The sequence below is a fragment of the Coleofasciculus sp. genome, from assembly GCF_046539235.1.
GTDB lineage: Bacteria > Cyanobacteriota > Cyanobacteriia > Cyanobacteriales > Coleofasciculaceae > Coleofasciculus.
Genome location: NZ_JBKHHI010000039.1, coordinates 1 through 25,627 on the forward strand (window position 1 = coordinate 1; position 25,627 = coordinate 25,627).

A 25,627-nucleotide genomic window follows, 5' to 3' on the forward strand; every position below is an offset into this window, starting at 1 on the left:
AAACACATTCCATTCGCCGTTTTCGATTTGGCGATATTTCCAGGTAAGATCAGATTCTGCGATCGCACCTTCCCAAGCGGCAAATGCTTTATCTAAACTTTCCCACCATGCATCCATTCCCGCACCCAATTCCCACGCCCGACGCACCACCGCCCCTAAACGTCTGTCACCTCGCCCCACAAAGTCTTCCATTGCCGAAATTCGCACGTCGGTGTAGTTCACCTTAACACCCTTAATCCGGCGAAAGGCATCGCGTAATAATTCCTGCTTGCGGATAAACTCAGACGTAGACACCGAATGCCACTGGAATGGTGTATGCGGCTTGGGGGTAAAGTTAGAAATAGTAATATTAAAGCCAAACCGTTTCCGCCCCGATGCCCGACATTCTTGCTGCAACCACCTCACCGTTTCCGCAATCCCGATCACATCGGCATCAGTTTCACCGGGCAAGCCAATCATAAAGTAGAGTTTAACTTTATCCCATCCTTGCTCAAACGCCGTCTTCACACCCCGCAGCAATTCTTCGTTCGTCAATCCCTTATTCACAATATCCCGCATCCGCTGGGTGCCGGCTTCTGGGGCAAAGGTTAACCCACTTTTGCGCGTACCGCCGATAATATTAGCAATATTTTGATCAAACCGATCTACCCGTTGACTGGGAAGAGACAGGGAGATATTCTCATCTTTGAGACGATTCTTTACCTCCAATCCCACGGCGGGTAGGGACAGGTAATCGGAACAGGAGAGGGAAAGCAGGGAAAACTCATTATATCCCGTCGCCCGCATTCCCTTTGCGATCGCATCGACTACTTTCTCCGGTTCCACATCCCTAGCGGGGCGGGTTAACATTCCCGGTTGACAAAAACGACATCCTCTAGTACAGCCGCGTCGAACTTCAATCGTCAGCCGATCATGGACGGTTTCGATATAGGGTACCAGTCCAATCGAATATTCGGGTATTGGCGTCGCTACCCGCCGCAGAATCCGCGCTGGTACATCAGGGCGATTGGGATGAACTGAACCATCCTCTGCCATGTCGTAGAATTGTGGCACATAAACGCCGGGGATCTGCGCTAAGTCTAAGAGTAATTCAGTGCGAGTTAATCCGGCGGCTTTGCCTTCTTCAATAACTAAACCCATTTCCGGGAGTAATTCTTCCCCATCCCCTAGCGCCACAATGTCTAAAAAGTCGGCGTATGGTTCTGGGTTGGATGTCGCGGTTTGTCCGCCAGCAAAAATTAGGGGGATCTCTGTGATTGGGTGATTTGCTCGTTCTTGCCAAGTGAGGGGAATCTGGGCTAAGCAGAGCATTTCCAGGATATTTGTCGCCCCAAGTTCGTAGCTGAGGCTGAATCCCAGGATATCAAAATCTGTGAGCGATCGCCGATTTTCGACGGTAAACAGGGGTGTCTGAGTTTCCCGTAACTTTGACGCTAAATCCGATGCGGGTAAATAAGCGCGATCGCAAAGTTGTCGAGGTTGATTGTTTAGGATGTTGTAGAGAATAATATGCCCTAAATTAGATGCACCCACTTCATAGACTTCTGGGTAGGTTAATACCCAGCGTACCTTGGCGGCGTCCCAGGGTTTATGGACAGCGCCTAATTCATTTCCCAGGTAGCGGGCTGGTTTGATGATGTCTTTAGTCAGTAGTTTCTCTGGTGCGATCGTCATGACAACCTTGCCCCTCTGAATCGAGTGCGGTTAACCCTTACAACTCATCTATCTTACAGAAGACTAGCAATAATGCCCAATCGTCACTCGACAATCCTGTGACTGTCTCCAATCAGAACAAATGAATCCGTCAGGGAAGTGTACAATTCACCTACTTTATGATATTGTTCTAGTTTCTCGATATCAGGGACATCTACTTGACAGCGTTATCAGGGAACACTACTGAGCGTTTGAGCTAGCTAATGCCAAAGGATTAAGCATAAGCCGTTGTCCGTCTTGGGCTGTCTTCTTGAGCTGCTAAGGTTGCCCAGAAAGCATCATAGCTTTCAAAGATTTCCATGGCTTGATCCAGTTGAGTTAGCTCAAAAATCATCCGAACCGAATCCCCCACACTGCAAAGGCTAAAGCGCTGGTTTCGCTGTTGCGCTAAACGCAACGCTGATACCAATACACGCAAGCCAGCACTATCCAGGCTTTCTACCTGCTGCATATCCACCAGCACTGTCGAATAGCGATCCGACAAAATAGCCGATTTCAGTTGGCGATCCAATTCAACCGTATTAGAGGCATTAACCTGACCCGTTGGTCTAACGATTGATAATTTGGAGTTTAAAGTTGCGATTGCCATAGCTCACTCCTCAGATTTGTATAGGTTAAGAGATTGGATTAGATAATCCACCTAAAGATAGCGCGTCAATTCTCCAATCTGCTACAAGTTTTCATTAACAACGGGTTAAGGTTTCCGGCGTCGGGAATTTTCCTGCTTTCGGTTTTTATTGTTCCGTAAACTAAAGATTAAATTTTGTAGCCTACTATACTGAATAATGAACAGTTAGCCAAAAGCCATATCCCCACAAATATTTATCCTTAATACCAGTTGCTTTATATCTATAATTAATAGCCTATCTGTGGCATCTTCCTCCAGGTATAGAATAGAATAAATTATATTTTAGCATTTGTTCTACTTCTTTAACGATTTTTAGTATAATCAAATACGCTAATTGATTACCCAAGCCGGACTGACCTGGGATAAACTGTTTGAATTGTTGCTTTTGCGGCGGCTTAAGCAAACCGTCTGTTTAGTTATCGAATCAATTCATTATCCGAATTATTGCTAAATAACCGTGATATAGATCACCAAGAAAAATGATTAGAATCACGCTCTTGCCTAGTAATTCCCCAGAGAATTGATCTAGTATGGAATTCTGTGCAATAAGAGAGTGAAAACCACCTACGTTATCCGCCATTTGGTTGAAAGAGCGCTTTATATCAGGCAACTAACTCCTGATATAGAGAATGAAATTAACTACGAATTAACTCGCTTAGGATATATTTCCGATGCCGATTACGAAGCCCTTGAATTATTAATGGCTGAGATGGATGCGGGTAGAATCCGGTTAGTTCCTAGTATTTAGAGGGTTACGTTAATCATCCCCAGCTAGACGGGAAATTTTTTAAGTGCCAAAAGCCAGTTTTAGATTACCCTATAGAGTTGATTTCCGGGATGACTGAAACTCCTGAGGATAGGTTTGCCAAACTTCAGCAATGAAATCAGCAAGTTGATGGCGAGTATCAGAATTATCTTTTGGGTGGCGATGTAAGTCTTCCAGTTGCGCTAATAGAGGAATGACTTCCGTATCCCAAACCAGTCGTAAAAACTTTGTCGGCCAAAGTACGTCAGGTCCTTGACGCAAATCATACAATCTCAGAGATTGGGCTGTAACTTGGTTTATGTCTTCATTCTCACTTGTGGTTACAGCTAGCATCAAAGGGCGCAACCAGCAAATCTGCCGCCATTCAACGACTTCAATCACTTCAGCATATAAATGGCGGGTTGCTTGTTCTAAACAAACAATCTGGTGAGGCTGAAAATTAATCGGCTTGGGTGAAGGAGTGGACATAATGCTCATTTTTTCAGCGTCAGCGACAGTTTGCTAGTTGTGAAGCCTTTGAGATTGGGATTGCAGCATTTTCCAACTCTATTATTTTATCGGCAAGTCTGTAACTCTTGGCTAATTCAGGGTGATGCTCTGATTGGTTGGACAATAGTCTCGACAATTAATCGCTTGTTCCGAATTGGCAATAGACGGATGGATGGTACATTTGAGACGATAATCGTTGGTAAAAAATTGACAGTGGCTACAAGGGATTTGATGCATGCGCTTGGCATTTGCCACACCATCTTTAATCGCCAACCAGACTGTCACCAGGCTCAGGATTACTATTGCCCAGGCTAGACAAAAGCACAGAGGTATGAGAAAAGGCTGAATCGCCTGAATTATGGGGTAGAGAACTTGAAACACAATCTATCCTGTCTGACAAATTAACCAGCAATTTCCAGCTAATCTGAATGATTAGTTGGGGAAATTATAGCAAATTTTGCCCGACTCGCTCACAAGTAATTCAACTCAAAACTCTCTCACTCAGTCGGGGTGGGTTTAGTCACTTATGGGTGAGGTAGGAAACGATAGTAGTAAAACCCCCCCTACAGAAAGTCATGGAAAGTCTGTACAGATCACAAAACTTCCCCAAACCCCTCGCCAGTTAAAAAGGAATATCATCTAAATCTTTCTGGGTATCGGGAACCGGGGGAACGTTTGGCACCTTAGTCGGTTCATAAGTCGGCTGCTGAATCGGCGATGAATAATCATAGTCCTGATCTCTTGGTGCAGATACAGGTGCCGGGGTTGGAGGGGCTGGGCGCGATCGCATGGGAACAACATTCTCTGATTTCTTGGGTGATGATGGGATTGTTGTCGCCTGCATCGTTGGGGAAACGGTAGCCGTTTGTAGACCTAAGTCCGTATCTGCACCCAGTTTATGAACTCGATAAGTGGTTAATTCAGCCCGTTTTTCTTTAAATCCTTCGGGGCGCTCAATCGTATTCATACTCAGACGCCCTTCTAGGACAACCAGATCACCAACCCCATAGTTTTCCTTGATTTCTTGAGCCAAATTGCCCCAACCGACTACTTTGAGTGTTGCGGGTGGCTCGTCGGATCGCATACTGGGAAACTGCACCAGCATTTGGGCAATAGGGGTTTGATTATCCGAGGTGTAACGCAGTTCTGGATCTTGAATGATTTGTGCCATCAAGACGCAGCTATTCATCGTTAATATCTCCTGGCGCTTTGGGTAATCGGTCTGTCACTGATTGACCATGACTGCTAGTTGAGTAGCGCTTATGTTTGGGACAATTGGTCGTTTAAAAACCATATTCGCCCATTCTATCATTACTACTCCTAACTCAGCAGACTAATGTTGACCATTTAAACAAGGAGTCCGTTGCTATAACTCAACGTCCTTCTTCTTTAATTTAGAACAAAAGTACTATCTTGTCAGCAGCGAGGAGTAGAGACGTAGCATGAGGAGTCTCTACAGCTCAGCTTAGACAGTCGATTCAGTTTGGGGCAGTTCTAACCCTTGCTCTTGTTCAATGAACTCTTGCACATAAGTGCGATATTTTCTCAGATTTTCATCGACCCAATCCCGATCATCGCTGTTGGCAAAGACATGGACAAGCGGTTCTCCAGCATCGGGCAAAATCAACACCCAACTGTCTGTGTACCGATCCACAATTTTCACCCCATCAATGAGTTCTAAGTCCTGATTAGCATGGGTTTCGACTAAGTGGCGCATTAATGCCCCCTTCACCGTCCAAGGACAACGCATGGTATAGGTTTTATGGCATACCCGAGGCAATTCACTGCGAATCTGACCGAGCGATCGCTCTTGAATCGTCAGCATCTCAATTAACTTGGCAATGCAGAACATAGCATCAAATCCGGGATGGAGTTGCGGGAAAATAAAGCCCATTTCCTCAGAACCACCCAATACCACATTAGGATTAGATTGAGACGCTTCCATCAACGCCGCGGGATTAGCTTTGGTGCGAATCACTCGACCATCATGACGACGGGCGATTTGTTCCACAGCACCGGAGGTATGAACCGGAACTACCACAGTAGAGCGAGGATGAGCCGTCAGCATCAAGCTAACCATCAGCGCGGTTAGGGTTTCCCCCCGCACGGGCATTCCCGATTCATCCACCAAGATAAGTTGTTCACCATTAGCGGACACCTGCACGCCAAAATTGGCTTTGAGGGCTTCCACCACTTGACCGAGTTGGGTGAGCAATCCTTCTCGTTCCTCGGCGGAGAGGGACATTTGATTTAAACTAGCATTGAGAACAACCGCATCACAGCCAAATTTCGCCAACAAGACCGGGAGAACTGCCCCAGACACCGCATAAGCATAATCAATCACTAATTTCGCACCACTATTGCGAATGGCTTCCACATTTAAATGTCGCTCAAAGCCGACGCTATAGAGATCAAGTAACTGGCTGGGATAATTGACATTGCCGATTTCGGGAATCGGCGATCGGCGCAAGTCTTCTTTGAAGTAAGCCCCTTCAATTTTTTTCTCTTTGGCTTTGGAGATATTAATTCCGTGGGAATCAAAAATCTCAATCAGAATATAGTCGGGGCGATCTGGGTGTACTCGGACATGAATCCCACCCGTAACGGCTAGGGTAGGTACAACCATACGGGCGATGGGGATGGCGGTGGCTTCCAGGTTCTGGACGTGAATCCCCACCGACATCAAGCCAGCTATGAGCGATCGCGATACCATGCGGGAGATACTGCGTTGATCGCGAGAGACGGTGACTTGAGACCCCGGTTTTAAGGTCGATCCATAAGCCGCACCCAGCTTGACGGCAAACTCTGGCGTAATATCAATATTCGCCAAGCCTTGAACGCCGCGCTGACCAAACAGATTCCGTTGCGCTGTACTTCCCCAAATCAGGTTCATGTTTAAAATGGCACCTGATTCAATTTTCTTACTGGGCCAAACCCTGACACTGGGGCTAATTTGCGCTTCTTCTCCCACGGTGGAGAGAGACCCGACAACCGCACCTTCTAAGACATGAGCGCGACGATCCACCCTAGTGCCTCGGGCAATGACACAAGCCCGCAGATGGACTTCATCGCCAATAATCGAACCATTCCAGAGAATCGGACGCTTCAGGTCAGCGTAAGCCCCAACGGTGACATTATCCCCAATCACGGTTCCTGCCTCAATATTCACCCCTGGACCAATCCGACAATTACTGCCAATTAGGGCTGGGGTTTGGATTTTAGCCGTAGGATCAATCGAGGTATTTTGTCCTACCCATAGTCCTGATCGTTTCTGTTCGTAAGCAAAATCAATCTCTACCTTTCTATCTAAGGCGTCGTAGTGGGATTCGCGGTAAGCATCCAGATGACCGACATCACACCAATATCCATCCGCGACAAAGCCATACATTGGTTCCCCTTTGTCTAAGAGTAGGGGAAACAGGTCTTTGGAAAAGTCAGATTCTGTGTTTTCGGGCAGGTAATCTAGGACAGAGGGTTCTAAGATGTAAGTGCCTGTATTTACCGTATCTGAGAAAATTTCACTGGTTGAGGGTTTTTCTAAGAAGCGGCGAATCCGCATTTGTTCATCGGTAATCACCACCCCAAATTCCACGGGATTGGGGACGCGGTAGAGAACAATGGTGGCTTTCGAGTTACGGCTTTTGTGGAATTCAATGGCGGCTTGCAAATCGAAGTCAGTGATGCTGTCACCACTGATGACAATAAAGGTATCATCGAGTAGTTCGGCAATATTTTTCACGCAACCGGCAGTACCTAGGGGTTGTTCTTCTTCGACCGCATAAGTCATTTGCACACCAAAGTCACTGCCATCTTGGAAATAATCCCGCATCACATCGGGGAGGTAGTAAAGTGTAGCAATGACTTCGGTGATATTATGGCGTTTGAGTAGGTTGATAATGTGTTCGGCGATCGGTCGATTGAGTACCGGCACCATTGGTTTGGGCAGATCACAGGTTAGTGGTCTCAGACGTGTTCCCGAACCGCCTGCCATCAGCACTGCTCGCATAAGTCCTCCTAAAAATTTTTCTGCTTTACGCTGTTTGAACTGTATATTTCTCTACTTATTGTCTCGTTCAACCGTTCCTGATCACAAAAGCTGAGCTAGCCCAGTCACGCTACAACTGATGCATACATAGATGGATAAATAGACTGGAACTGAACTTATATGCTACTTTGACTTGTATCCGGGATCAATTCTACCTAGGACTGAAATAGTGCCGCCCAAAAGCGGAAAGCTAGATATCACAGTTGATTCAATGATTTGTATTCCGCCCAAGGACACCTGAGACGTTTTGGGGGAGTTGGTCTAAAATGAGTGAATTAGCAGGCTCGCTTTTGCTCGGCTGAGGCTTCGCAGTCGGTGTAAAACAGTCCCTGATTCGGTTTCTTGGGGGTTATATTGAATGAAAGTATTAGTTTTGCTCCTCCTGTTGGGGATTTATGGCTACGGCGCTTGGAAGTTCTGGACGGGGTTCAATCGGACAAACTTCTCTCGTAGCTTGCCTAACCGGATTTATTTGTCTCTGTTGTGGCCCGCTTTGATTGTGGCAAATAAGTCTTATCGGAAAAATTTTACCAAAGCGCTGAAAGGTCGGTAGGTTTTGCCAGAGAGTCAAAGGCTTCTGTGGCTGATTGGTGGGACAAGTGAGATTGTACAGTTAGCAGAGGCGATCGCGTCTGGGGATCTGCCTTGTCTGGTTACGGTGACACAGCCGCCGCCAAGTCACTTTATCCTCAAACGCCAAATTTACAGATACAAGTGGGGCGCTTGAATGGGAAGCAGATTGAGCAGCTTTGTCAACAGCAGCAGATTACAGCCATACTTGATGCCTCTCATCCCTATGCGGTGGAAATTTCCCGAATTGCGATCGCGACTGCACAAGGTTTCCAAATTCCCTACCTGCGTTTTGAACGTCCTAGGGTTGAGGGGGATGGGGGAGATGAGGGCGGGTTTAGTCACATCAGGGTGACAATAAACGATAATAGTGAAACCCGCCCCTACACATCACTCAGGGCGGGTGTACCAGATTAGCCCGTTGCTTTAATCCAATTGTTCAGCCGGGTAAAAATGGATTGAGTCAACTGATTAAGCTGTTGCTGGCGATACCACTTTTGAAACGCTTTCTCATAAGCGTCTCCTTGAAGTTGATAAGTATTCCACGTTTTCAAACCCAATCCTGTTCCCCAAAACAAGAGAATATACAATGCCCAGGAAAGCTGACCAGCACTGAGCAAATTAATCACAACTAAAAAGCTATTAACGATAATATATTTGCCAAACCGCTGCTTTAATTGGCTGCGCCGATATTGTTCAAACTCCTGGCGCTTATGCTGCTGTTGTTGCTGAAGCCGCCATTCCTGTTCCGCTAGTTGGAGGTTCGCTGGCGAGATTCCCAATTCAGCCGCAATTTCCACAAGCTGCGTCCGGGAAAACTCACCGCCATTGGCTTGACGGACGATGGCGAGATTCAGGATTTGCTGGAGTTCTTCTTGGTGATAAGACTGGATAGTGGTGGATTCAGAAACAGACATGACCTAAATTAAGAGGATGAGTGGGCTGACGATGAAAACAAAAAATAGTGGCACATTGAGGTTGTCCTTCCTCTATTATTATCAACGACACCTAGACAGACCGTACAGACCTGCTGATGTTCACAACCGAACCCCTAGGGTCGGATTTTACGAAAAATAATAGTGGAATGGAAGTTTTACATTTCGTTACGATAGATTCAGACCCCAAGGAGGACAGTATAAAAATGTTTTCTTTGAGAGTAGATTTGAGGTAATTCGGATGAACGGTAGTATTCGTGTTGGTAATTTATTGGGGATTCCCTTTTATGTAAACCCCTCCTGGTTTTTAGTTCTCGCTTTGGTCACCTTTCAGTTTGGCGGATATCTCGGCGGGTTTGCCGGATTGACGGGTCTTTTACCCTGGGTGCTGGGATTCGTGGGGGCGCTGTTGCTATTTGCCTCGGTTTTAGCCCATGAATTGGGACATAGTTTAGTCGCCATTCGCCAGGGCATTGAGGTGAAATCGATTACCCTGTTTCTCTTTGGGGGTCTAGCCAGCTTGGAGAAGGAATCTCAAACGCCAGCCGAAGCGTTCTGGGTCGCGATCGCGGGTCCTTTAGTTAGTTTAGCCCTTTTTGCCCTATTTACGGGTATCGGCGTGAGCAGCGGCGTCTCTGGTCCCTGGGCAGCCATTCTCAGTTTACTGGCTTCGATTAATTTAGTTTTAGCCCTGTTTAACCTGATTCCTGGCTTACCTTTAGATGGTGGCAATATCCTCAAGTCCTTGGTTTGGAAAATCACCGGGAATCCCTATCGCGGTGTTGTTTTTGCCAGTCGGGTTGGTCAGGTTGTCGGATGGTTGGGAATCAGCATTGGTATCCTTTCGGTCTTGGGTCTGAGTAACATTGGTAGTATCTGGACAATCTTAATTGGCGTATTCCTGCTACAAAATGCGGGGATGTCGGCGCAATCAGCCACCCTGCAAGAAAAACTCCAGGATCTCAAAGCTGAAGATGCGGTAATTCCAGAGAGCCCAATTATCTCGGCTGATCTGTCGCTGCGGGAATTTGCCAACAACTATATTATCGGCAAAAAAGAATGGCGTAAGTTCTTGGTGACTGATGAACAAGGACAATTGATCGGTGCGATCGCGGTTGATGATCTCAAAACTGTCCCCACCTCGAACTGGACAACGACTCCAGTCAGCGAACTGATACAGTCTGTGGATTTGGATGCGATCGTCAAATCTGATCAGTCTCTGTTAGAAGTGATTACGCTGCTGGAACAAGGCAAATTTACTCAATTGCCTGTGGTGCGCGAAAATGGAGTCCTGATTGGGCTGCTGGAAAAGGCATCAATTGTTAGTCTGCTAGAGAAGCGAACTCAAACCAATCCCGCTTAAACCGATTGGCGTCACTGAAATTAAAGACTTAAATAAATCCCTCGAATAAAGTTCGAGGGATTTATTAATTGATGCCAGGGGGTTGCCCTTTGGAACCTCTCGCAGCAATCGCATTAAAGTTATTCCAGTGCATCCTGCAACTAACATCCAGGTTACCCCTAAACCCAGAACTTCGCTGAGAAACAGATGGGTGAAGCGGCGCAAAATTCCGCCGACAATCCAACCTACGGCTAAGCCGATTGCCCAGTATAGACTATTGGCAAAAATCCATCCCCAAGCTTTGCTAAAATACTGCCTGAGAACCCACCATTGCGCCATTCCCAGGATTAGCCCCAGAGTTGCGCCATCGACGACTCCATAAACCAACCGAGGGAAAAGACGCAGCGTTCGGGGAGCAAACCAACCGATGAACCCAAACGAACTCAACCCCATGACTCCCCAACCGAGGAGACTGGCAATAATCCACCACCAGGCGGAGGACAGGTATCGTCTCAAGACTAGCCATTGGGCAAATCCAATGATCGTCCCGCCAATGATCCCCTCAATCATATTAATATCGGGTCTTTCGCCAATCTCGATCCAAAATAGACTTGCCACAAAACCCAACAGCGTCACCAATAGCCACTGTAAACAGAAGCTACAGCTAGCCTCAATAGGTTTGATCGGGGATTGATAGTTAATGGTTACTGGCACACCAATGACAACAATTCAGAACAGCGCAAAAATACCTAAGGAGTCGCCTTAGATCTGTAATATATATATTACTAGGTATTACCGCCTCCATTGCTTCTCAAAAGGCGAGACTAAAGCATAATCATGAAGATTGCCTTTAAAAAACTCTGGGTTTTTTAAAGTTTTGATGAAGATAAGCTTAATTTTATTTTTTTAGATAAAACTGGAAATTTCCGATTATTATGAGTTTATAAGTCTCAATTAGGTTTCACACATCTACTAATGGATAGATTAAAGTCTTTTAAGTCTTTGAGTCTGGTAACCGGGGTATTCACGACAATCTGGGTCATGGGGATCGGCTGGCAACCCCCGCTACAAGCCCAGTCTAATCAAGATGTAAACGTTTTAACTGCCCAACTTTCACCATCGCGCGATCGCGGCGCTGGGTTGCGCGGTGCTGGATGTGGTGAAGTAACGATTACCCCCTTGATGCCCACTAACGATCAGGGGGTTTATTTGGTGGCGCTGAACTCGCCCGCAACACTTTCATGGCAAGTACCGGAAACCACTGTCACCTCCGCCGAATTTCTCCTGGTTGATCAGAGTTGGAATCCAGTGTATCAAATCATGATTGAGATTCCTGAACAAGGCGGTGAGTTTGCAATCACTCTCCCCAATGACCTGTCTCTAGAAAGGGAAACGGATTATTACTTCCAGTTGGCATTAGTCTGTGATGCGGCTGATCGCACCAAAGATAATGCCATCCAAGGGGCAATGCAGTTCACCGCCCCCGATGCTTCCACCCCGGAAGAATAACGATCATCACTGAACCTGATTCATAGAACCTAGACACTTCAGGGTGTACAATTTATGAAAGAAGCCTTTATTTCTTACTCGCGGCGCAATAAGGAATTTGTGCTGAAACTGCGGGAGGCATTTAGAAATGCTAAGCGTGAGGTTTGGGTGGATTGGGAAGGCATTCCCCTAACCGCTGATTGGCGACAAGAAATCTACCAAGGAATCGAAGAATCGAATAATATCGTCTTTGTGATTAGCCCGGATTCAGTAGCATCCAAAGAGTGCGGTGTTGAGGTAGATTGTTCCCTAAAACACCATAAGCGAATTCTGCCGATTTTATATCTGGATGTTGACCCAGAAACAATGCATCCAGAGATGAGAGAACTCCCCTGGATTGATTTTCGGGAGGGGATAATTTTTGAACAAGCTTTTCAAGAACTCCTGCAATCCATTGATAACAATAAAGAGGATACCCAAGAACATACCCGCTTGTTAGTGCAAGCCATGGAATGGGAAAAAAAAGGACGCAATAATAGCCTTTTATTAAAAGGAAGTGAACTCACTGAGGCAGAATCCTGGCTGGTGTGGAGTTCCGAACAAAAACCCTTTCCCACACCCTTGCATCGAGAGTATGTGGGAGTGAGTCGTCAATGGGTCACTCGTCAGGCAAAACGGTCAATTATTGGGGTGAGTGTGGCGCTGGGTGTGTCTACTCTGTTAGGACTGGTGGCGTTCTGGCAATATCAGCGATCGCAAAAACTTTTTTTCCAAGCCCAGCAAGAACAGCTAATTGTCCAAAGTACCACCTCCGACACTTTATTTGTTTCCCAACAAAAATTTCCTGCCCTCTTAGAATCTCTAGAGGCGGCTAAAACCCTGGAACAAGCCAACTGGGTTAGCCGAGATCCTCAACTTCATGCAACGATTTCCACGGCGTTACTTCAGTCTGTCTATTGGGTGAATCAATCGAATCAATTAGACGGACATAGGAATAAAGTTCGTAGCGTTAGTTTTAGCCCCGACGGTGAACGTATTGCCTCCGCTAGTAGTGACCATACGATTAAACTATGGCAGCCAGATGGGAGTTTAATCAAAACCCTAGAAGGACATCGCGATCGCGTCCGAGAGGTCAAGTTTAGCCCGGATGGTGAGATGATTGCCTCCGCTAGCCGGGATGGGACGGTAAACCTGTGGACAAAAGAGGGGGCGAAGCTACATAGCATTAATGCCCATGATAATGATATTTATGACGTCAGTTTTTCCCCCGATAGTCAAATCATTGCCTCAGCCAGCCAGGATGGGACAGTAAAACTGTGGAGTCGAGAGGGTGAACGCCTAAACGCCTTAAGCGGACATAATGCCCCAGTTATCAGTGTCAGCTTCTCTGCTGACGGTCAACGCTTGGCATCCGCTAGCGCTGATCAAACAGTGAAACTCTGGACAATTGAGGGTGAAGAATTACAAACCCTGAAAGGACACCAAGGAGAGGTTACAAGTGTAAGTTTTTCCGGAGATGGTCAACTCATCGCCACCGCCAGTCAGGATAAAACCGTGAAACTCTGGACGATTGAGGGAGAAGAACTGCAAACGCTAAGGGGTCATAAGGATGGTATTTGGCAGGTGACATTTAGCCCAGATAGTCAACGCCTTGCCACCAGTAGTAAAGACAGAACCATTAAACTGTGGGATCGGGAGGGAACCCTACTCAATACCCTCACCGGACATAGCAGTCAGGTATTTGGGGTGGATTTCAGTCCAGATGGGCAAACCCTAGCATCAGCGAGTGATGATAGAACCGTGAAACTCTGGAAACTGGACAATCCTCTAGTCAAAACCTTGCCCCGATCTGGTATTAGTCCCAGTTTTAGCCCGAATGAGGACTTAATCGCGATCGCATCAGGAATGGATGTCACCCTCTGGAGTCGAGATGGTAAGCGATTGAACACCCTGTCTGGACATCAGAATTGGGTGGAAAATGTCAGTTTTTCTCCCGACGGTGAAACCATTGCCTCAGCCAGTGATGACCAAACCGTGAAACTCTGGCGTTTAGATGTAGAGACGAATAATGGCGCGTCTCTACAACAGACGCTAAACGGGCATGAGGGAATCGTCTGGACGGTACAATTTTCTGCCAATGGAGAGTATCTTGCCTCAGGGAGTCAAGACCAAACCGTGAAACTCTGGAAGCGTAACGGCGAACTGTTGCAGACTCTCGAAGGTCATCAGGATATGGTCTTAGAAGTCCGCTTCTCCCCCGATGGTCAAACCCTAGCCTCCGCCAGTGAAGATGGCACTGTAAAACTGTGGCGTCTAGATGTAGAGACGTTGCATGCAACGTCTCTACAGACAATTGAAGGACATGACGCCGCCGTTGGTAGTGTCAGCTTCTCCCCCGATGGTCAAATCATTGCCACCGCCAGTAATGACCAAACCGTGAAACTCTGGACAACTGAGGGCAAGTTACTTCAGACTCTGGCAGGACATAGCGATCGCGTCTATCGCGTCACCTTTCGACCCGATGGTCAGTTCCTGGCTACAGCTAGTTTAGATGGTACGGTGAAAATTTGGACGCTAGATGGCACAGAAGTCGTTACCTTGAACGGACATCAAGCGGGAGTAGACCATCTCAGTTTCAGTTCCGATGGCAAAACCCTGGCATCTACGGATAAAAACGACACCATGATTCTCTGGAATTTAGAGTATTTGGATGAACAATTACTCAATAATCTCATCGCCGCGGGTTGTAATTGGGCAGGAGACTATCTGCAAACGAATTCATCATCTCAAGACCTTTGTACAACAGACAGCAGTTAGTAGAGACTTCTCCACCGGAATGTCTGGAAGGTTGGGGAGATAGGGGAGATAAGGGAATTGTCGGGGCGGGTTTTACCACTAACGGGAAGCTTTGCACCTTGATATCCCTAAACCCGCCCCAACGAATTACTAGCATTCTGCGACAAATGACGAAGGACAAATGACAAAGGACAAATGACAAAACATGGCTGACATTTTTATATCCTACTCCTCCCCCGATAAAGACGCAATTCAGAGAATCTATGACGCCCTCAACCGGGAGAAACGAGATATTTGGGTGAATTGGGAAGAAAGTCCTCTAACCCAGACTAAAACCGAAATTGAGGCAGCCCATACCTGTATCTTCTTTATTAGTCCCCATGCCATTCAAGCGGAACGCTGTACTCAAGAACTGGAGTACGCGATGCAACGCTGCAAACGGATTATCCCGATTGTGCTGCGGGACGATCAACTCAAAGGCGTACATCCAGAGTTAGCGAGACTCAACTGGGTATTCTTCCGCGAAACCGATGATTTTAATCGGTCATTTGAGTCCCTGATCAAAACCCTAGATACCGATTTAGACCATATTAAAAAACATACCCGCTTGCAACAACTAGCGCAAGAGTGGGATAAGAAACAACGCAATAACCACCTTTTACTCCGAGGAAGTGAACTCGAAGTCGCCGAAAAATGGTTGACAACTAACGCGGAAATCGAACCCAAACCCACCCAACTTCAGCGAGAGTATATTGATGGGGGACGCAAAGCCAGAACCCGTGGTCAAAGACGACTCCTCGCTGGTGTTAGTGTGGCGTTAGGCGCTTCGGTTATTTTAGGGGGAGTAGCGTTCGTTCAATATTTAAAAGCCGAACGACTGCGGATGCAAGCCTATACCGGGCAGATTATTAGCCACAGTAAAACAGCAGAAGCCCTATTTACATCTGGTCAAGGCTTTGAAGCCAGATTAGAAGCCCTGAAAGCGGGACGTAAACTGCAAAATGCTAACTGGAGTCAAAAGGATACTCAGTTAAACGCCAATGTGATCACCGCCCTGCAACAAACGGTGTCTTGGGGTAGAGAACGGAATCAATTAGAGGGTCATACCGATAGGGTATGGGATGTTAGTTATAGTCCCGATGGGGAATGGATAGCTACCGCCAGTAATGACCAAACCGTAAAACTTTGGCGTCCAGATGGTACATTAGTTCGGACTCTCACTGGACACAGTCAGCCAGTCCGGGGCGTGAGTTTCTCTCCAGATGGGCAAACTATTGCCAGTGGCAGTTTAGATGGGACGGTTAATCTGTGGAATCGAGAGGGAACCGTGATTAAAACCATCGCCGCCCATGATAATGCGGTTAATAGCGTCAGGTTTAGCCCCGATGGTGAACTCCTCGCCACCGCCAGTGAGGACCAAACGGTGAAACTTTGGCAGCCAGATGGCACGTTGGTGGGTACTCTGGAAGGACATCAGGGTCAAGTTTATGGCGTGAGTTTTAGCCCTGATGGTGAAACCTTGGCGACGGCGAGTTGGGATGGTACAGTCAAGCTTTGGACGCTAGAGGGTGAAGAACTGTTAACCCTGACGGGTCATGATGCTGGCGTTACCGGGGTTAGCTTTAGTCCAGATGGGCAAATTATTGCCTCAAGTAGTGCAGACAATACGATCAAACTCTGGAGTCAAGATGGTACTCTTATCGCCACGCTTACGGGACATGAAAACCTGATCAATGGCGTGGTTTGGAGTCCAGATGGACAAACTCTTGTCTCCAGTAGTGATGACCAAACCGTGAAACTCTGGCGTTTAGATGTAGAGACGTTGCATGCAACGTCTCTACAACAGACGCTGACTGGACATCAGGGTGCGGTTTATGGGATGAGTTTTTCTCCCGATGGGCAGACGTTGGCATCGGCGAGTTTAGATAAGAGTGTGAAACTATGGCAACTGGGTAAACTTCAGTTCGTGCAATCCCTGAACGGACATCAGGATGCGGTCAATAGTGTCCGGTTTAGTCCCCAAAGGAATTATTTGGCATCCGCGAGTTCAGACAATACGGTGAAACTCTGGCAAAGCGATGGAACAGAGTTAGGGACGCTGCAAGAGAATAGCGATCGCGTTTATGATGTGAACATTAGCCCCGACGGGGAGACGATTGTCACGGTGGGTAATGACAAACTCCTGCGCTTGTGGAACCGAGAGGGGAAACTCCTGAAGACTTTGCCAGGGGAAGAAAATCTAGAGGATGGACATCGCGATCGCATAAATCGGGTGAGTTTTTCTCCAGATGGCGAAACCATTGCCACAGCGAGTGAGGATGCAACGATTAAATTGTGGAATCGCGACGGAACGCTATTGAAAACCCTCGATGAACACAGTAGTGGCGTCAATGATATCAGTTTCTCCCCCGACGGTGAGATGATTGCTTCAGTTAGTGATGATCTCACCGTGATTTGGGATAAAACTGGCACCGTCCTCTCATCATGGCAGGTGCATGAGGAACCGATCAAAGCGGTGAGTTTTTCCCCTGATGGTGAGACGATTGCCACCGCCAGTGAGGATAAAACCGTGAAACTCTGGAATAAAGACGGCGTTTTACTCAACAATCTTGAAGGTCATGATCATCCAGTTTATGCGGTAGCATTTTCTCCTGACGGTCAAACCATTGCATCCGGTAGTTTAGACGGACAAATCAAACTCTGGCAACGTGATGGCACGCCAATTGTCACCCTTAAAGGGCATCAGGATGAAATCAGAGGGTTGAGTTTCCACCCCGATAAGCAAACGCTGGCATCTGCCAGTTTGGACAACAGTATCATTTTGTGGAATTTGGAGGATGTTAATCAAACCCTTCTGGATAATCTCCTAGTTCGCAGTTGTGATTGGGTAGGGGATTATCTGAAGACTAACCCCAATTTAACAGACCGCGATCGCGCCCTTTGCAACTAATTAGGGCTTGCTGAATAAGTGGTGAGGTGAGGGGAAGCTGTGTAGAGACGTAGCATGCTACGTCTGGGGAGATGGGGAAGAATGAGTATTGTGTAGGGGCGGGTAATGGGACTTTCTTTTGGCTAGGGATGATAACGTTTGTTCAAAACCCGCCCTGACATGACTTCACCTGAGTTGTACCAATCAAATGGACAGGCTATAGTAAGCTGTTATGCATTTAAATTGGGTATTATAGCCTTACCAAAGCAGGTTAGGACATTTTCTACTATTCCCTGTTCCCTGTTCCCTGTTCCCCGTTCCCTGTTTGGATTAACTAATGTCCTTTCCGTACCTCGTAGTGCTATAAATTGGGTATTAGTAGCGAGCAAGATGCTCGCACTCCAATAATTTTAATTTCGCGCAAACTCTATCCATTTTTAGTCCATTTTAATGGACTTAAGCTATAAGCCAAGAACTTGAGTTCTTGGCGGGTGTCGGGGCAAATAATATAAGACCAATAACCATCAACTCCTCGGACGCCCCAGAGTAGTAATATAAAGAACCGCCTCATCCGCAGGAATCCCCAAAACCTCATTCACTTGCTGATCAAAGAACCCGCCAATACCACTCACCCCCAAGGTTAAATAAATCGCCGCTAAATTGAGCCGTTGTCCCAAATGTCCCGCATCCAGATGCAGGTAACGATAAGCGCGATCGCCATACTTTGCCACAGCTTTTTTCAAGTCTGCTGTGTGAAAGAGAACCACACTGGCATCCCGCCCTAACTCTTGTCCTAAGCACAAATAATGTAATTCTCGCCGGAAGTTCTTAAAGCGGATTTGCCGCAATTCTTGAGCTTTTGGTGCATAATAATAACAGCCTTCGTCTAAACCCGCCACCCCAGAAATTGCCACAAAGGTTTCAATTAAACTTAGATCAAAATAATCAGGAGAACTATCAAATCCTTGTTCGCTGTACTGTTGGGGTTGATAGGTGAAATCGAGTAGCAATTTAAGTTCATCTAAGGATAGCGGCGCACCAGTATAAGCGCGAGTTGATCGCCGTTTGAGAATCGTATTTTCCAAAGCTTGAGGCGCATATCCTTCCCTGGTAACACTACCCCATTGAATCGGTGATGTAGTCGTAGAGATTTTGGTACAGAAGGGAAAATTATACTTGTCTTCACCTACCTTTTCTGACTCTGATTCCCCAGATGGTGGTGATTCGATTTCCTGCTTATCTGTCGGTTCAATTTGCGTCGCTTGATGCAGGTAAGCCAGCAATTCCCCATCAGGAAGTTCGGGATAGTCAAACTGCGTCGCTGACGGTAAAGCAGTGGGCTGAGAGGGGCTACATTGTCCCTGGAGTTGATCCGCGAGGGGAACCACTGCGATCGCGCCTTCTTGTTCCGGGTTAAGATAAAGCAGATCATTCACCTTCTGATCAACAAACCCACCAATCAGATAGGGACGATACCGCGTTAACGCACCCGCGAGTTCAATATTGCCCAACAAATGACCCGTATCCAGAAATATCCGGCGATAGGCGCGGTCTTCATAGCGCCAAGCTGAACGATAAAATATAGCAGTAGTGATGATCGCCAGTTCCGTTGTCTCTAAGCTAGGATGCTGGAAACAAGCCTCTTGTAGCCCTGACCAAACCTCACTATCCCAAAAATGCACTAGAGAATGGCTAGGACACTGATAGTTATAGAGTCCTGGAGCTAATATAGAGGTGCCACGGGAAATTAAATACACTTCCGCCGGATACAATCCCCCGGCTGAAGGTGCCGCCCTTAAATAAACCGGAGGTCCAATCATGGTTGCCATCTTAGCCGTTAAACCATAGCTGCACAAGAGCAACCGTGACAACCGCCACCAACTTTTACCGGGTTCCTGGGCGAACGCCTGGAGATCTTCTTTGAGATAGGGCTTCAGGTCAATGGTCGTTCCTAGTTTATACTCTTTAAAGGGTATCGGTTGATTGTCCCAGTCTAATCGCTTATTTTTGGACGCGATCGTCTCCGGATCATATTTGGTGCGCTCGTGATAATGTTGTGCGATCGATAATTGGGGGTTTGACATAGTTTTTTCAGGATAGTGTTCGCTCTGGCTTTTATCTAGAAGTGTTTAATATAGCTATCGTTATCCTAATTCGTAGCTGGTATATCTCGTCCCTATACAACATGGGCGGGGTAGTTGACTTATGAGTTAACCATTTCCAACCTCAATAATAAAACATTCCTACATAGAACACAAAACCAACTTTCCTGATTATAGGATGAAAAAATATCGTCCTTTGGATACTGATAAACCCAGTTGATTAGCCCGGATTTTGAAGACTTGACTGATCCTCTCAATCCCAACTTCTCTTATCACATAAACTTTCATCTGTCAATCTAAATCAAGGATTAAATATCAACGATAATCCTACTCTAACTTCAGCATCGCCAGGAAATCAATTTCCTGGCTAAAAGCTAAAGTAAGCTAAAGCTTACTATATTTAAGGTTCTAATCCATTTTATTTTTTATGGTTCTTCCATGTTATTGAGGCTGCAACTCTGACAGCTAGTCTTTTCCTAAAATCGATTGACAAGCTTTGATTTAGTTGTTGCTTATCAAAATAATTATGTCGCTGTCGAAGTTAGTTTTCAAGAGACCACTAATAGTGTAATTGAACGGAAAGCATGACTAAAATCCGGTTTATTGATTTATTTGCAGGCATAGGGGGGATGCGCCTAGCCTTTGCACAAGCGGCTGACTCCTTAAACTGCAAAACTGAATGTGTTTTAGCAAGTGAAATCAGTCCAGAGTGTCAATGGGTTTACCAAGATAATTTTAACCATGAGGTCTTAGGAGATATCCGGGCAATTAACCAATTGCCAGCCCATGACTTTTTATTGGCAGGTTTTCCTTGTCAGTCTTTTTCCTATGCGGGTAAGAAGGCAGGATTTGGAGATACGAGAGGAACATTGTTTTTTGAAATATTGAGATTAATCGATACCTGTAAACCTAAAGCCTTACTTTTTGAAAATGTTCGCGGTTTGTATACTAATGATCGGGGTAGAACGTTAGAAACAATCAAGCGTGAAATTAAAGAGCGAGGCTATAGCTTTGATACATTTCTGCTAAACAGTGCTAATTTTGGATTACCGCAAAACCGGGTTCGCCTGTACATGGTCTGTATTTTAGGCGCTTCGCCAAAATTTGAGTTAATCTCTGATGTGGGTTCGCCCGATTCCCATTCTTATAATTGTCAGCAGCTATCCTTATTTAATCCCTTGAGTAAACCTGTTGCTGTGGCTGACATATTAGACGATAATCCTGATTCTAAATATGATTGTTCGCCGAAGTTTGTTGAAGCTCTAAAAAGTCGATTAAATAATAATTTGAATCAATTGCATGGTCGGCGGCTGATTGATTATCGTGGCGGAAATTCTCTGCACTCATGGGAACTGGGTTTACGGGGAAAATGTAGTCCAGAAGAAATTGAGTTAATGAATCGTTTTATTTTGAAGCGCCGGAATAAAGTATTCGGTCGTAATCAAGATGGTAAGTTGCTTAGTCGAGAGCAAATCGCTAGCTTTTTTAATCATCCCCATCTAGAACAAATCCTTGACTCACTTGTGGCTAAAAAATATTTACAAATTGTTGATGGTAAATACAAACCTGTATCAGGGAACTTCTCCTTTGAAGTTTACAAGTTTTTAGATCCCCGGAAAATATCAGTCACGTTGGTTGCTAGCGATGCCAATCGATTAGGAATTTATCACAATGATCGTGTCCGGAGAATCACGCCGCGAGAAGCCGCACGTCTCCAAGGGTTTCCCGATGATTTTATTTTGCATAGTAACGATGATAAAGCGTACTATCAGTTGGGTAATTCTGTCAGTATCAATGTTGTGAAAGCTGTCGCCCGCGACGTTATTTTGAATACATTATCATGTCAACACACCAACAAAAGTCTGATCACACTAAACTCTCTATCTGGAAAGTGATTATTGGGAAAATGTCAAGTTTGCACAAAATGTTCCAGCTAACCAAGGGAGTTGGGCGAGTTGGGTTAAGGAACGAAACCCAACCTACAACATGGACATGCACCGTGATTATCGCCGCGATCGCAATGGCTATCTTGAGTTACTCTAGCCTTACAGGTAGCGCAGTTGCGGCTAATCTGCACTCCTGTTCTAATTTATCAAATGGTAGTATTGTCATGATGCTCTCACCAGATACACAACCCATCAAACCAACGATTCCAGAACTGATCCAACGGCAAGCACAAGCTTGGGAAACGGCGGATTCCGATAAAATTATCGCTGATTTTGCCGAAGATAGTGTATTTATTGTCCCCGGTTCTCGATTCAGAGGTAAACAGCAAATTAAAGCAGCAGCGGACGATTATTTTGCCCAAGTGACAGAAACTCAGATTACCATTAGTAAAATAATTGTTCAGGGAAATAAAGGAGCCGTGGAATGGATTTGGTGTCAACGGAACAAAGAAACAGGTGAACTGTCAAAAGCTGAAGATGCCATTATCTTTGAACTTGATCAAGGAAAAATTAAATACTGGCGAGAATACATGGATAATAAATCTAAAGTATGACAAATGACCAATGACAAATGACCAATGACAAATGACCAATGACGATCCCCGCCGTTAACCTTTATTGTGTATTGTGCCTACCTACTTAACCATGTTTAGGTCGTCGTACCCAGTGAGAACGGAGGGGACTGAGGACGCGGTTGAGTAGGCGAATTTGTTCAGCTGTCCCCATGCAGATGAGTACATCTCCAGATAGTAGGGGGGTTTCACCATTAGGTCCAGCAATCAGATTGCCATCGGCGCGGCGAATTGCCAAAACTAATGCCCCGGTTTGCGATCGCAAATGGGCTTCCCGTAGGGTTTTGCCGATAAAAGGACAGCTTGAGGGGTCAATCAGAAACTCTTCCATGTAAAATGAACGATCAGCCCCGGTAATAATCCCATCGACAAAGTCCATCACCTGGGGTCTCAGGGCAGCCGATGCCATGCGTTTACCCCCGGTGATGTAGGGAGACACCACCGCATCTGCACCCGCACGTTGCAGCTTTTTCACGGCGTCTTCAGAACTCGCCCGGGCGATGGCGCGGATTTTGGGATTGAGGGTTTTGGCAGAGAGGATGGTATACAAATTTTCCGCATCAGAGGGTAGCGCCGCCACCAAACAAATTGCCTTTTCGATACTCACCGCCTGTAGGGTACTATCCAAAGTAGCATCCCCTTGGACAACAATGTAACCCAACTCCCGCGCCTCTTCTATCTGATCAGCTTGAGAGTCGATCGTGACAAACGGAATCCCCTCAGCCTTAAATTCTAGGGCAATCTGACGCCCTGTACGACCAAAGCCGCAGAGGATATAGTGGTTGGTTAAGGTATCAATCAAGCGTCGTCGTTGCCTCAGTTGAATTCCTTGTTGAAAGTATCCTTGAATCAGGGCTTCTGTAAAGCGATTGACGATGTAACCAATGGCGATAAGACCCAATAAAATCAGGGAAATGGTGAACAGGCGTCCGCGATCGCCCAGAGGATTTGTCTCTCCATAACCAACCGTCGCCAGAGTAATGATCGTCATGTAGGCAGCATCTGACCATGACCACCCCTCTACCAATTTGTACCATAACGTACCGATGAGAGCGACTCCCAACAGGGCAAGTCCACCACCAATCAGTTCTTTCCGCAGGCGTTGATATTTCTCTTCTAAAGTTGAGTACACGGAGACGAATGATGGATAAGTGTTCCCATAATTAAGCTATTTTCACAGTAAAATAAAATTTCTGCATTGCGTCCCTGGAGTAGAAAGAACGGATGTTCATCCCCAAAATCGGTAAGCTGACCTGTGTATGCCTGAGTTTATTGATCCTATTAACCGCTTGCAGTCTTCCGGGAGAACAGTCAAGCAAAACCGTGACACTCATGGGTACACTAACCGGGAAAGGCATTCAAGAAGTGCAACAAGTGGTAGCCCCCTTTACCGAGGCGACGGGGATAAAGGTGAAGTATGAGGGAACGGATGCTTTCGCCACGGTGTTACCCGTGCGGGTTGACGCCGGAAATCCACCGGATCTCGCCCTGTTCCCGCAACTTGGTTTAATGGCAGACTTTGCCAGAGATGGGAAACTGATACCCATTGAGCAAATTTTGTCACCCGCCCAATTGTCAGAAGTATTTTCTCAGAACTGGCTCAACTTAGCCCGGGTTGATGATACCCTCTACGGTATCTGGTATCGAATCTACCTGAAAAGTTTAGTCTGGTATAGCCCAGCTGCCTTTGCCGAAAAGGGGTATCAAATCCCCACAACCTGGGATGAAATGATGGCACTGTCTGACCAAATTGTGGCAGATGGGGGCGTTCCTTGGTGTATTGGTTTTGGTAGTGGTGAGGCAACGGGTTGGGTGGGAACCGACTGGATCGAGGATATCATGCTGCGAACCGTGGAACCCGAGGTTTATGATCAATGGGTGAACCACGAAATTCCCTTCAATCATCCCGCGGTTAAGAATGCCTTTGAAAAATTTGGTACGATTGCTTTAAATCCTGATTATGTGGTCGGGGGTAAAACGGGTATTCAGAGTATTTTCTTTGGGGATTCACCTAAGCCACTATTTGATCAACCGCCCGGATGTTATCTGCATCACCAAGCCACGTTTATCTCCTCATTTTTCCCCGATGATGTGGTGTTGGGAGAAGATGTTGATATTTTTCCGTTTCCCAGTATTGCTCCAGACTTAGGTGTGCCGTTATTAGTGGGGGGGCAAATCATCGGTATGTTTAATGATACCCCAGAGGCACGGCAGTTAATGGAGTATTTGATTTCTGTGGAACCCCATGAAATTTTAGCCGGCATCAAAGGGTCAATCTCACCCCACAAACAGGTTAGTTTAGAGGTTTACCCTGACGAGGTGACTAAACGTCAAGCTAAACTCTTATTATCTGACGATGAAATCATCCGCTACGACGCTTCGGATCTACTTCCTGGAGCCGTAGGCACGGGGACATTCTGGACAGGTATTATAGATTATGTTTCCGGGAAAGATTTGGATCGGATTTTGCAGACTATTGAGGTAAGTTTTGCGGATGCAAAAGTTGGTAACTAAACCTGCATCTACATAATAAGCGGCATTGATCTAATGTCCTAATCACCCTGGCGACTGCTATAAATTGGGAATGGGTAGCGAGCAAGATGCAAAGCCTGCGGCATGGCTTCGCTAAACGCATTACAACGATTTTGCCCTTGTTAATATTAAGGCTTGATTGGTACATTATTAAGCCGCAAGTCCCTTAATCCTCATGGGTGGAAATAGGTATAAATATCTTCGGCTAAACGCGAACCAATTCCCGGAACTTCAGCAAGCTGCTGTACCGATGCTTCTCGAATATAATCAATAGACCGAAAATGTGCCAATAGCTGTTTTTGACGGGCAAATCCTAATCCGGGAATCTCATCTAAGCGAGAACGGCGTAATGTATCACTGCGTTGCTGGCGATGGAAACTTACGGCGAAACGATGCGCCTCATCCCGTAAACGCCGTAATAATTGTACCCCTGGTTGTTCAGCGTCGGTGGGGAGGGGAAAGGATTCACCGGGGAGAAAAATTTCCTCTCGTTGCTTGGCTAAACTCACCACTCGGACTTTATTCAACAGGTTCATATCCTGTAATACCGCAACCACGGCGGAGAGTTGTCCTTTACCACCATCAATCATAATTAAATCGGGAAAATCATCAGAGATTCCCTGTTCTCTGGAAAGGGCGGGTTTAGTTAGGTTATCGGTTTGTGGCGAAATGGTATCGGTTAAACCCGCCCCTACATCGGGGTTTTCCTGGTGGTTGGGAAGGGCGGGTTTAGTTAGGTTATCGGTTTGTGGCGAAATGGTATCGGTTAAACCC

At 46.3% G+C, this 25,627-nt stretch carries 22 protein-coding genes; 11 read left to right on the forward strand and 11 right to left on the reverse strand.

The window, feature by feature from the left end; translation table 11 throughout:
• Both ACLFWI_RS05715 and ACLFWI_RS05720 read right to left on the reverse strand, forming a co-directional pair.
• On the reverse strand, positions 1-1,674 hold a 1,674-nt coding region (locus ACLFWI_RS05715), incomplete at its 3' end, for a TIGR03960 family B12-binding radical SAM protein (protein WP_446412124.1).
• 253 nt (positions 1,675-1,927) lie between these two features.
• Complete coding sequence (locus ACLFWI_RS05720; RefSeq protein ID WP_446412125.1) at positions 1,928-2,302, reverse strand: STAS domain-containing protein; 375 nt, start codon at positions 2,300-2,302, stop codon at positions 1,928-1,930.
• A 592-nt stretch (positions 2,303-2,894) separates the two neighbouring features.
• On the opposite strand from ACLFWI_RS05720, the gene ACLFWI_RS05725 reads away from it, so the two are divergent.
• Positions 2,895-3,089, forward strand: a complete 195-nt coding sequence (locus ACLFWI_RS05725; RefSeq protein ID WP_446412126.1) for a hypothetical protein — start codon at positions 2,895-2,897, stop codon at positions 3,087-3,089.
• 69 nt (positions 3,090-3,158) lie between these two features.
• On the opposite strand, the gene ACLFWI_RS05730 is transcribed toward ACLFWI_RS05725, so the two are convergent.
• The 4 genes from ACLFWI_RS05730 to ACLFWI_RS05745 all read right to left on the reverse strand — a co-directional run bounded on the left by ACLFWI_RS05730 (position 3,159) and on the right by ACLFWI_RS05745 (position 7,602).
• Complete coding sequence (locus ACLFWI_RS05730) at positions 3,159-3,584, reverse strand: hypothetical protein (RefSeq protein WP_446412127.1); 426 nt, start codon at positions 3,582-3,584, stop codon at positions 3,159-3,161.
• A gap of 102 nt (positions 3,585-3,686) precedes the next feature.
• On the reverse strand, positions 3,687-3,977 hold the full coding sequence (locus tag ACLFWI_RS05735) for a hypothetical protein (RefSeq protein WP_446412128.1): 291 nt from the start codon (positions 3,975-3,977) through the stop codon (positions 3,687-3,689).
• Positions 3,978-4,218: 241 nt separating this feature from the next.
• The gene (locus tag ACLFWI_RS05740) at positions 4,219-4,785 is read right to left on the reverse strand and encodes a single-stranded DNA-binding protein (RefSeq protein ID WP_446412129.1); all 567 of its coding nucleotides are present in this window, start codon (positions 4,783-4,785) and stop codon (positions 4,219-4,221) included.
• Between the two features lie 276 nt (positions 4,786-5,061).
• Positions 5,062-7,602, reverse strand: coding sequence for a sugar phosphate nucleotidyltransferase (locus ACLFWI_RS05745; protein ID WP_446412130.1), 2,541 nt, complete (start codon positions 7,600-7,602; stop codon positions 5,062-5,064).
• A 397-nt stretch (positions 7,603-7,999) separates the two neighbouring features.
• Here ACLFWI_RS05745 and ACLFWI_RS05750 point away from each other — a divergent pair, with 397 nt between their 5' ends.
• Together ACLFWI_RS05750 and ACLFWI_RS05755 are read left to right on the forward strand one after the other, a co-directional pair.
• Positions 8,000-8,194, forward strand: coding sequence for a hypothetical protein (locus tag ACLFWI_RS05750; RefSeq protein WP_446412131.1), 195 nt, complete (start codon positions 8,000-8,002; stop codon positions 8,192-8,194).
• A gap of 92 nt (positions 8,195-8,286) precedes the next feature.
• Entirely contained in the window at positions 8,287-8,628 is a 342-nt protein-coding gene (locus tag ACLFWI_RS05755; protein WP_446412132.1) for a precorrin-6A/cobalt-precorrin-6A reductase, read from the forward strand.
• Here the strand turns inward: ACLFWI_RS05755 and ACLFWI_RS05760 are convergent.
• A complete protein-coding gene (locus tag ACLFWI_RS05760) occupies positions 8,625-9,128 on the reverse strand; it encodes a 2TM domain-containing protein (RefSeq protein ID WP_446412133.1) in 504 nt (167 codons plus the stop codon). The genes ACLFWI_RS05755 and ACLFWI_RS05760 overlap by 4 nt on opposite strands.
• A 259-nt stretch (positions 9,129-9,387) precedes the next feature.
• Between ACLFWI_RS05760 and ACLFWI_RS05765 the strand changes: the two genes are divergently transcribed.
• Positions 9,388-10,509 carry a site-2 protease family protein gene (locus ACLFWI_RS05765; protein WP_446412134.1) on the forward strand — a complete coding sequence of 374 codons (1,122 nt, stop codon included), beginning with the start codon at positions 9,388-9,390 and terminating at the stop codon, positions 10,507-10,509.
• On the opposite strand, the gene ACLFWI_RS05770 is transcribed toward ACLFWI_RS05765, so the two are convergent.
• Positions 10,477-11,202 carry a hypothetical protein gene (locus ACLFWI_RS05770; protein ID WP_446412135.1) on the reverse strand — a complete coding sequence of 242 codons (726 nt, stop codon included), beginning with the start codon at positions 11,200-11,202 and terminating at the stop codon, positions 10,477-10,479. The two genes, ACLFWI_RS05765 and ACLFWI_RS05770, sit on opposite strands and share 33 nt — an antisense overlap.
• 261 nt (positions 11,203-11,463) lie before the next feature.
• Here ACLFWI_RS05770 and ACLFWI_RS05775 point away from each other — a divergent pair, with 261 nt between their 5' ends.
• The 3 genes from ACLFWI_RS05775 (at position 11,464) to ACLFWI_RS05785 (ending at position 17,722) form a co-directional block, all read left to right on the forward strand.
• The gene (locus tag ACLFWI_RS05775) at positions 11,464-11,997 is read left to right on the forward strand and encodes a DUF928 domain-containing protein (RefSeq protein ID WP_446412136.1); all 534 of its coding nucleotides are present in this window, start codon (positions 11,464-11,466) and stop codon (positions 11,995-11,997) included.
• A 54-nt stretch (positions 11,998-12,051) separates the two neighbouring features.
• Positions 12,052-14,793 carry a WD40 domain-containing protein gene (locus tag ACLFWI_RS05780; protein WP_446412137.1) on the forward strand — a complete coding sequence of 914 codons (2,742 nt, stop codon included), beginning with the start codon at positions 12,052-12,054 and terminating at the stop codon, positions 14,791-14,793.
• Between the two features lie 184 nt (positions 14,794-14,977).
• Positions 14,978-17,722, forward strand: a complete 2,745-nt coding sequence (locus ACLFWI_RS05785; protein ID WP_446412138.1) for a WD40 domain-containing protein — start codon at positions 14,978-14,980, stop codon at positions 17,720-17,722.
• Between the two features lie 503 nt (positions 17,723-18,225).
• On the opposite strand, the gene ACLFWI_RS05790 is transcribed toward ACLFWI_RS05785, so the two are convergent.
• A complete protein-coding gene (locus ACLFWI_RS05790) occupies positions 18,226-19,785 on the reverse strand; it encodes a SagB/ThcOx family dehydrogenase (protein ID WP_446412139.1) in 1,560 nt (519 codons plus the stop codon).
• Between the two features lie 504 nt (positions 19,786-20,289).
• Here ACLFWI_RS05790 and ACLFWI_RS05795 point away from each other — a divergent pair.
• The 3 genes from ACLFWI_RS05795 to ACLFWI_RS05805 are packed head-to-tail and all read left to right on the forward strand — an operon-like array spanning position 20,290 to position 22,303.
• On the forward strand, positions 20,290-20,391 hold the full coding sequence (locus ACLFWI_RS05795; protein WP_446410826.1) for a hypothetical protein: 102 nt from the start codon (positions 20,290-20,292) through the stop codon (positions 20,389-20,391).
• The gene (gene dcm, locus ACLFWI_RS05800; RefSeq protein WP_446412140.1) at positions 20,388-21,698 is read left to right on the forward strand and encodes a DNA (cytosine-5-)-methyltransferase; all 1,311 of its coding nucleotides are present in this window, start codon (positions 20,388-20,390) and stop codon (positions 21,696-21,698) included. The genes ACLFWI_RS05795 and dcm overlap by 4 nt, the downstream gene beginning before the upstream one ends.
• Positions 21,644-22,303 (forward strand): nuclear transport factor 2 family protein, encoded by a 660-nt coding sequence (locus tag ACLFWI_RS05805; protein WP_446412141.1) that lies wholly within the window; start codon positions 21,644-21,646, stop codon positions 22,301-22,303. Before dcm ends, ACLFWI_RS05805 begins: the two co-directional genes overlap by 55 nt.
• A gap of 85 nt (positions 22,304-22,388) precedes the next feature.
• Here the strand turns inward: ACLFWI_RS05805 and ACLFWI_RS05810 are convergent, their stop codons facing one another.
• A complete protein-coding gene (locus ACLFWI_RS05810; RefSeq protein WP_446412142.1) occupies positions 22,389-23,453 on the reverse strand; it encodes a potassium channel family protein in 1,065 nt (354 codons plus the stop codon).
• 92 nt (positions 23,454-23,545) lie between these two features.
• On the opposite strand from ACLFWI_RS05810, the gene ACLFWI_RS05815 reads away from it, so the two are divergent.
• A complete protein-coding gene (locus tag ACLFWI_RS05815) occupies positions 23,546-24,835 on the forward strand; it encodes an ABC transporter substrate-binding protein (protein WP_446412143.1) in 1,290 nt (429 codons plus the stop codon).
• A gap of 191 nt (positions 24,836-25,026) precedes the next feature.
• Here ACLFWI_RS05815 and ACLFWI_RS05820 read toward each other — a convergent pair.
• On the reverse strand, positions 25,027-25,627 hold a 601-nt coding region (locus tag ACLFWI_RS05820), incomplete at its 5' end, for a helix-hairpin-helix domain-containing protein (protein ID WP_446412144.1).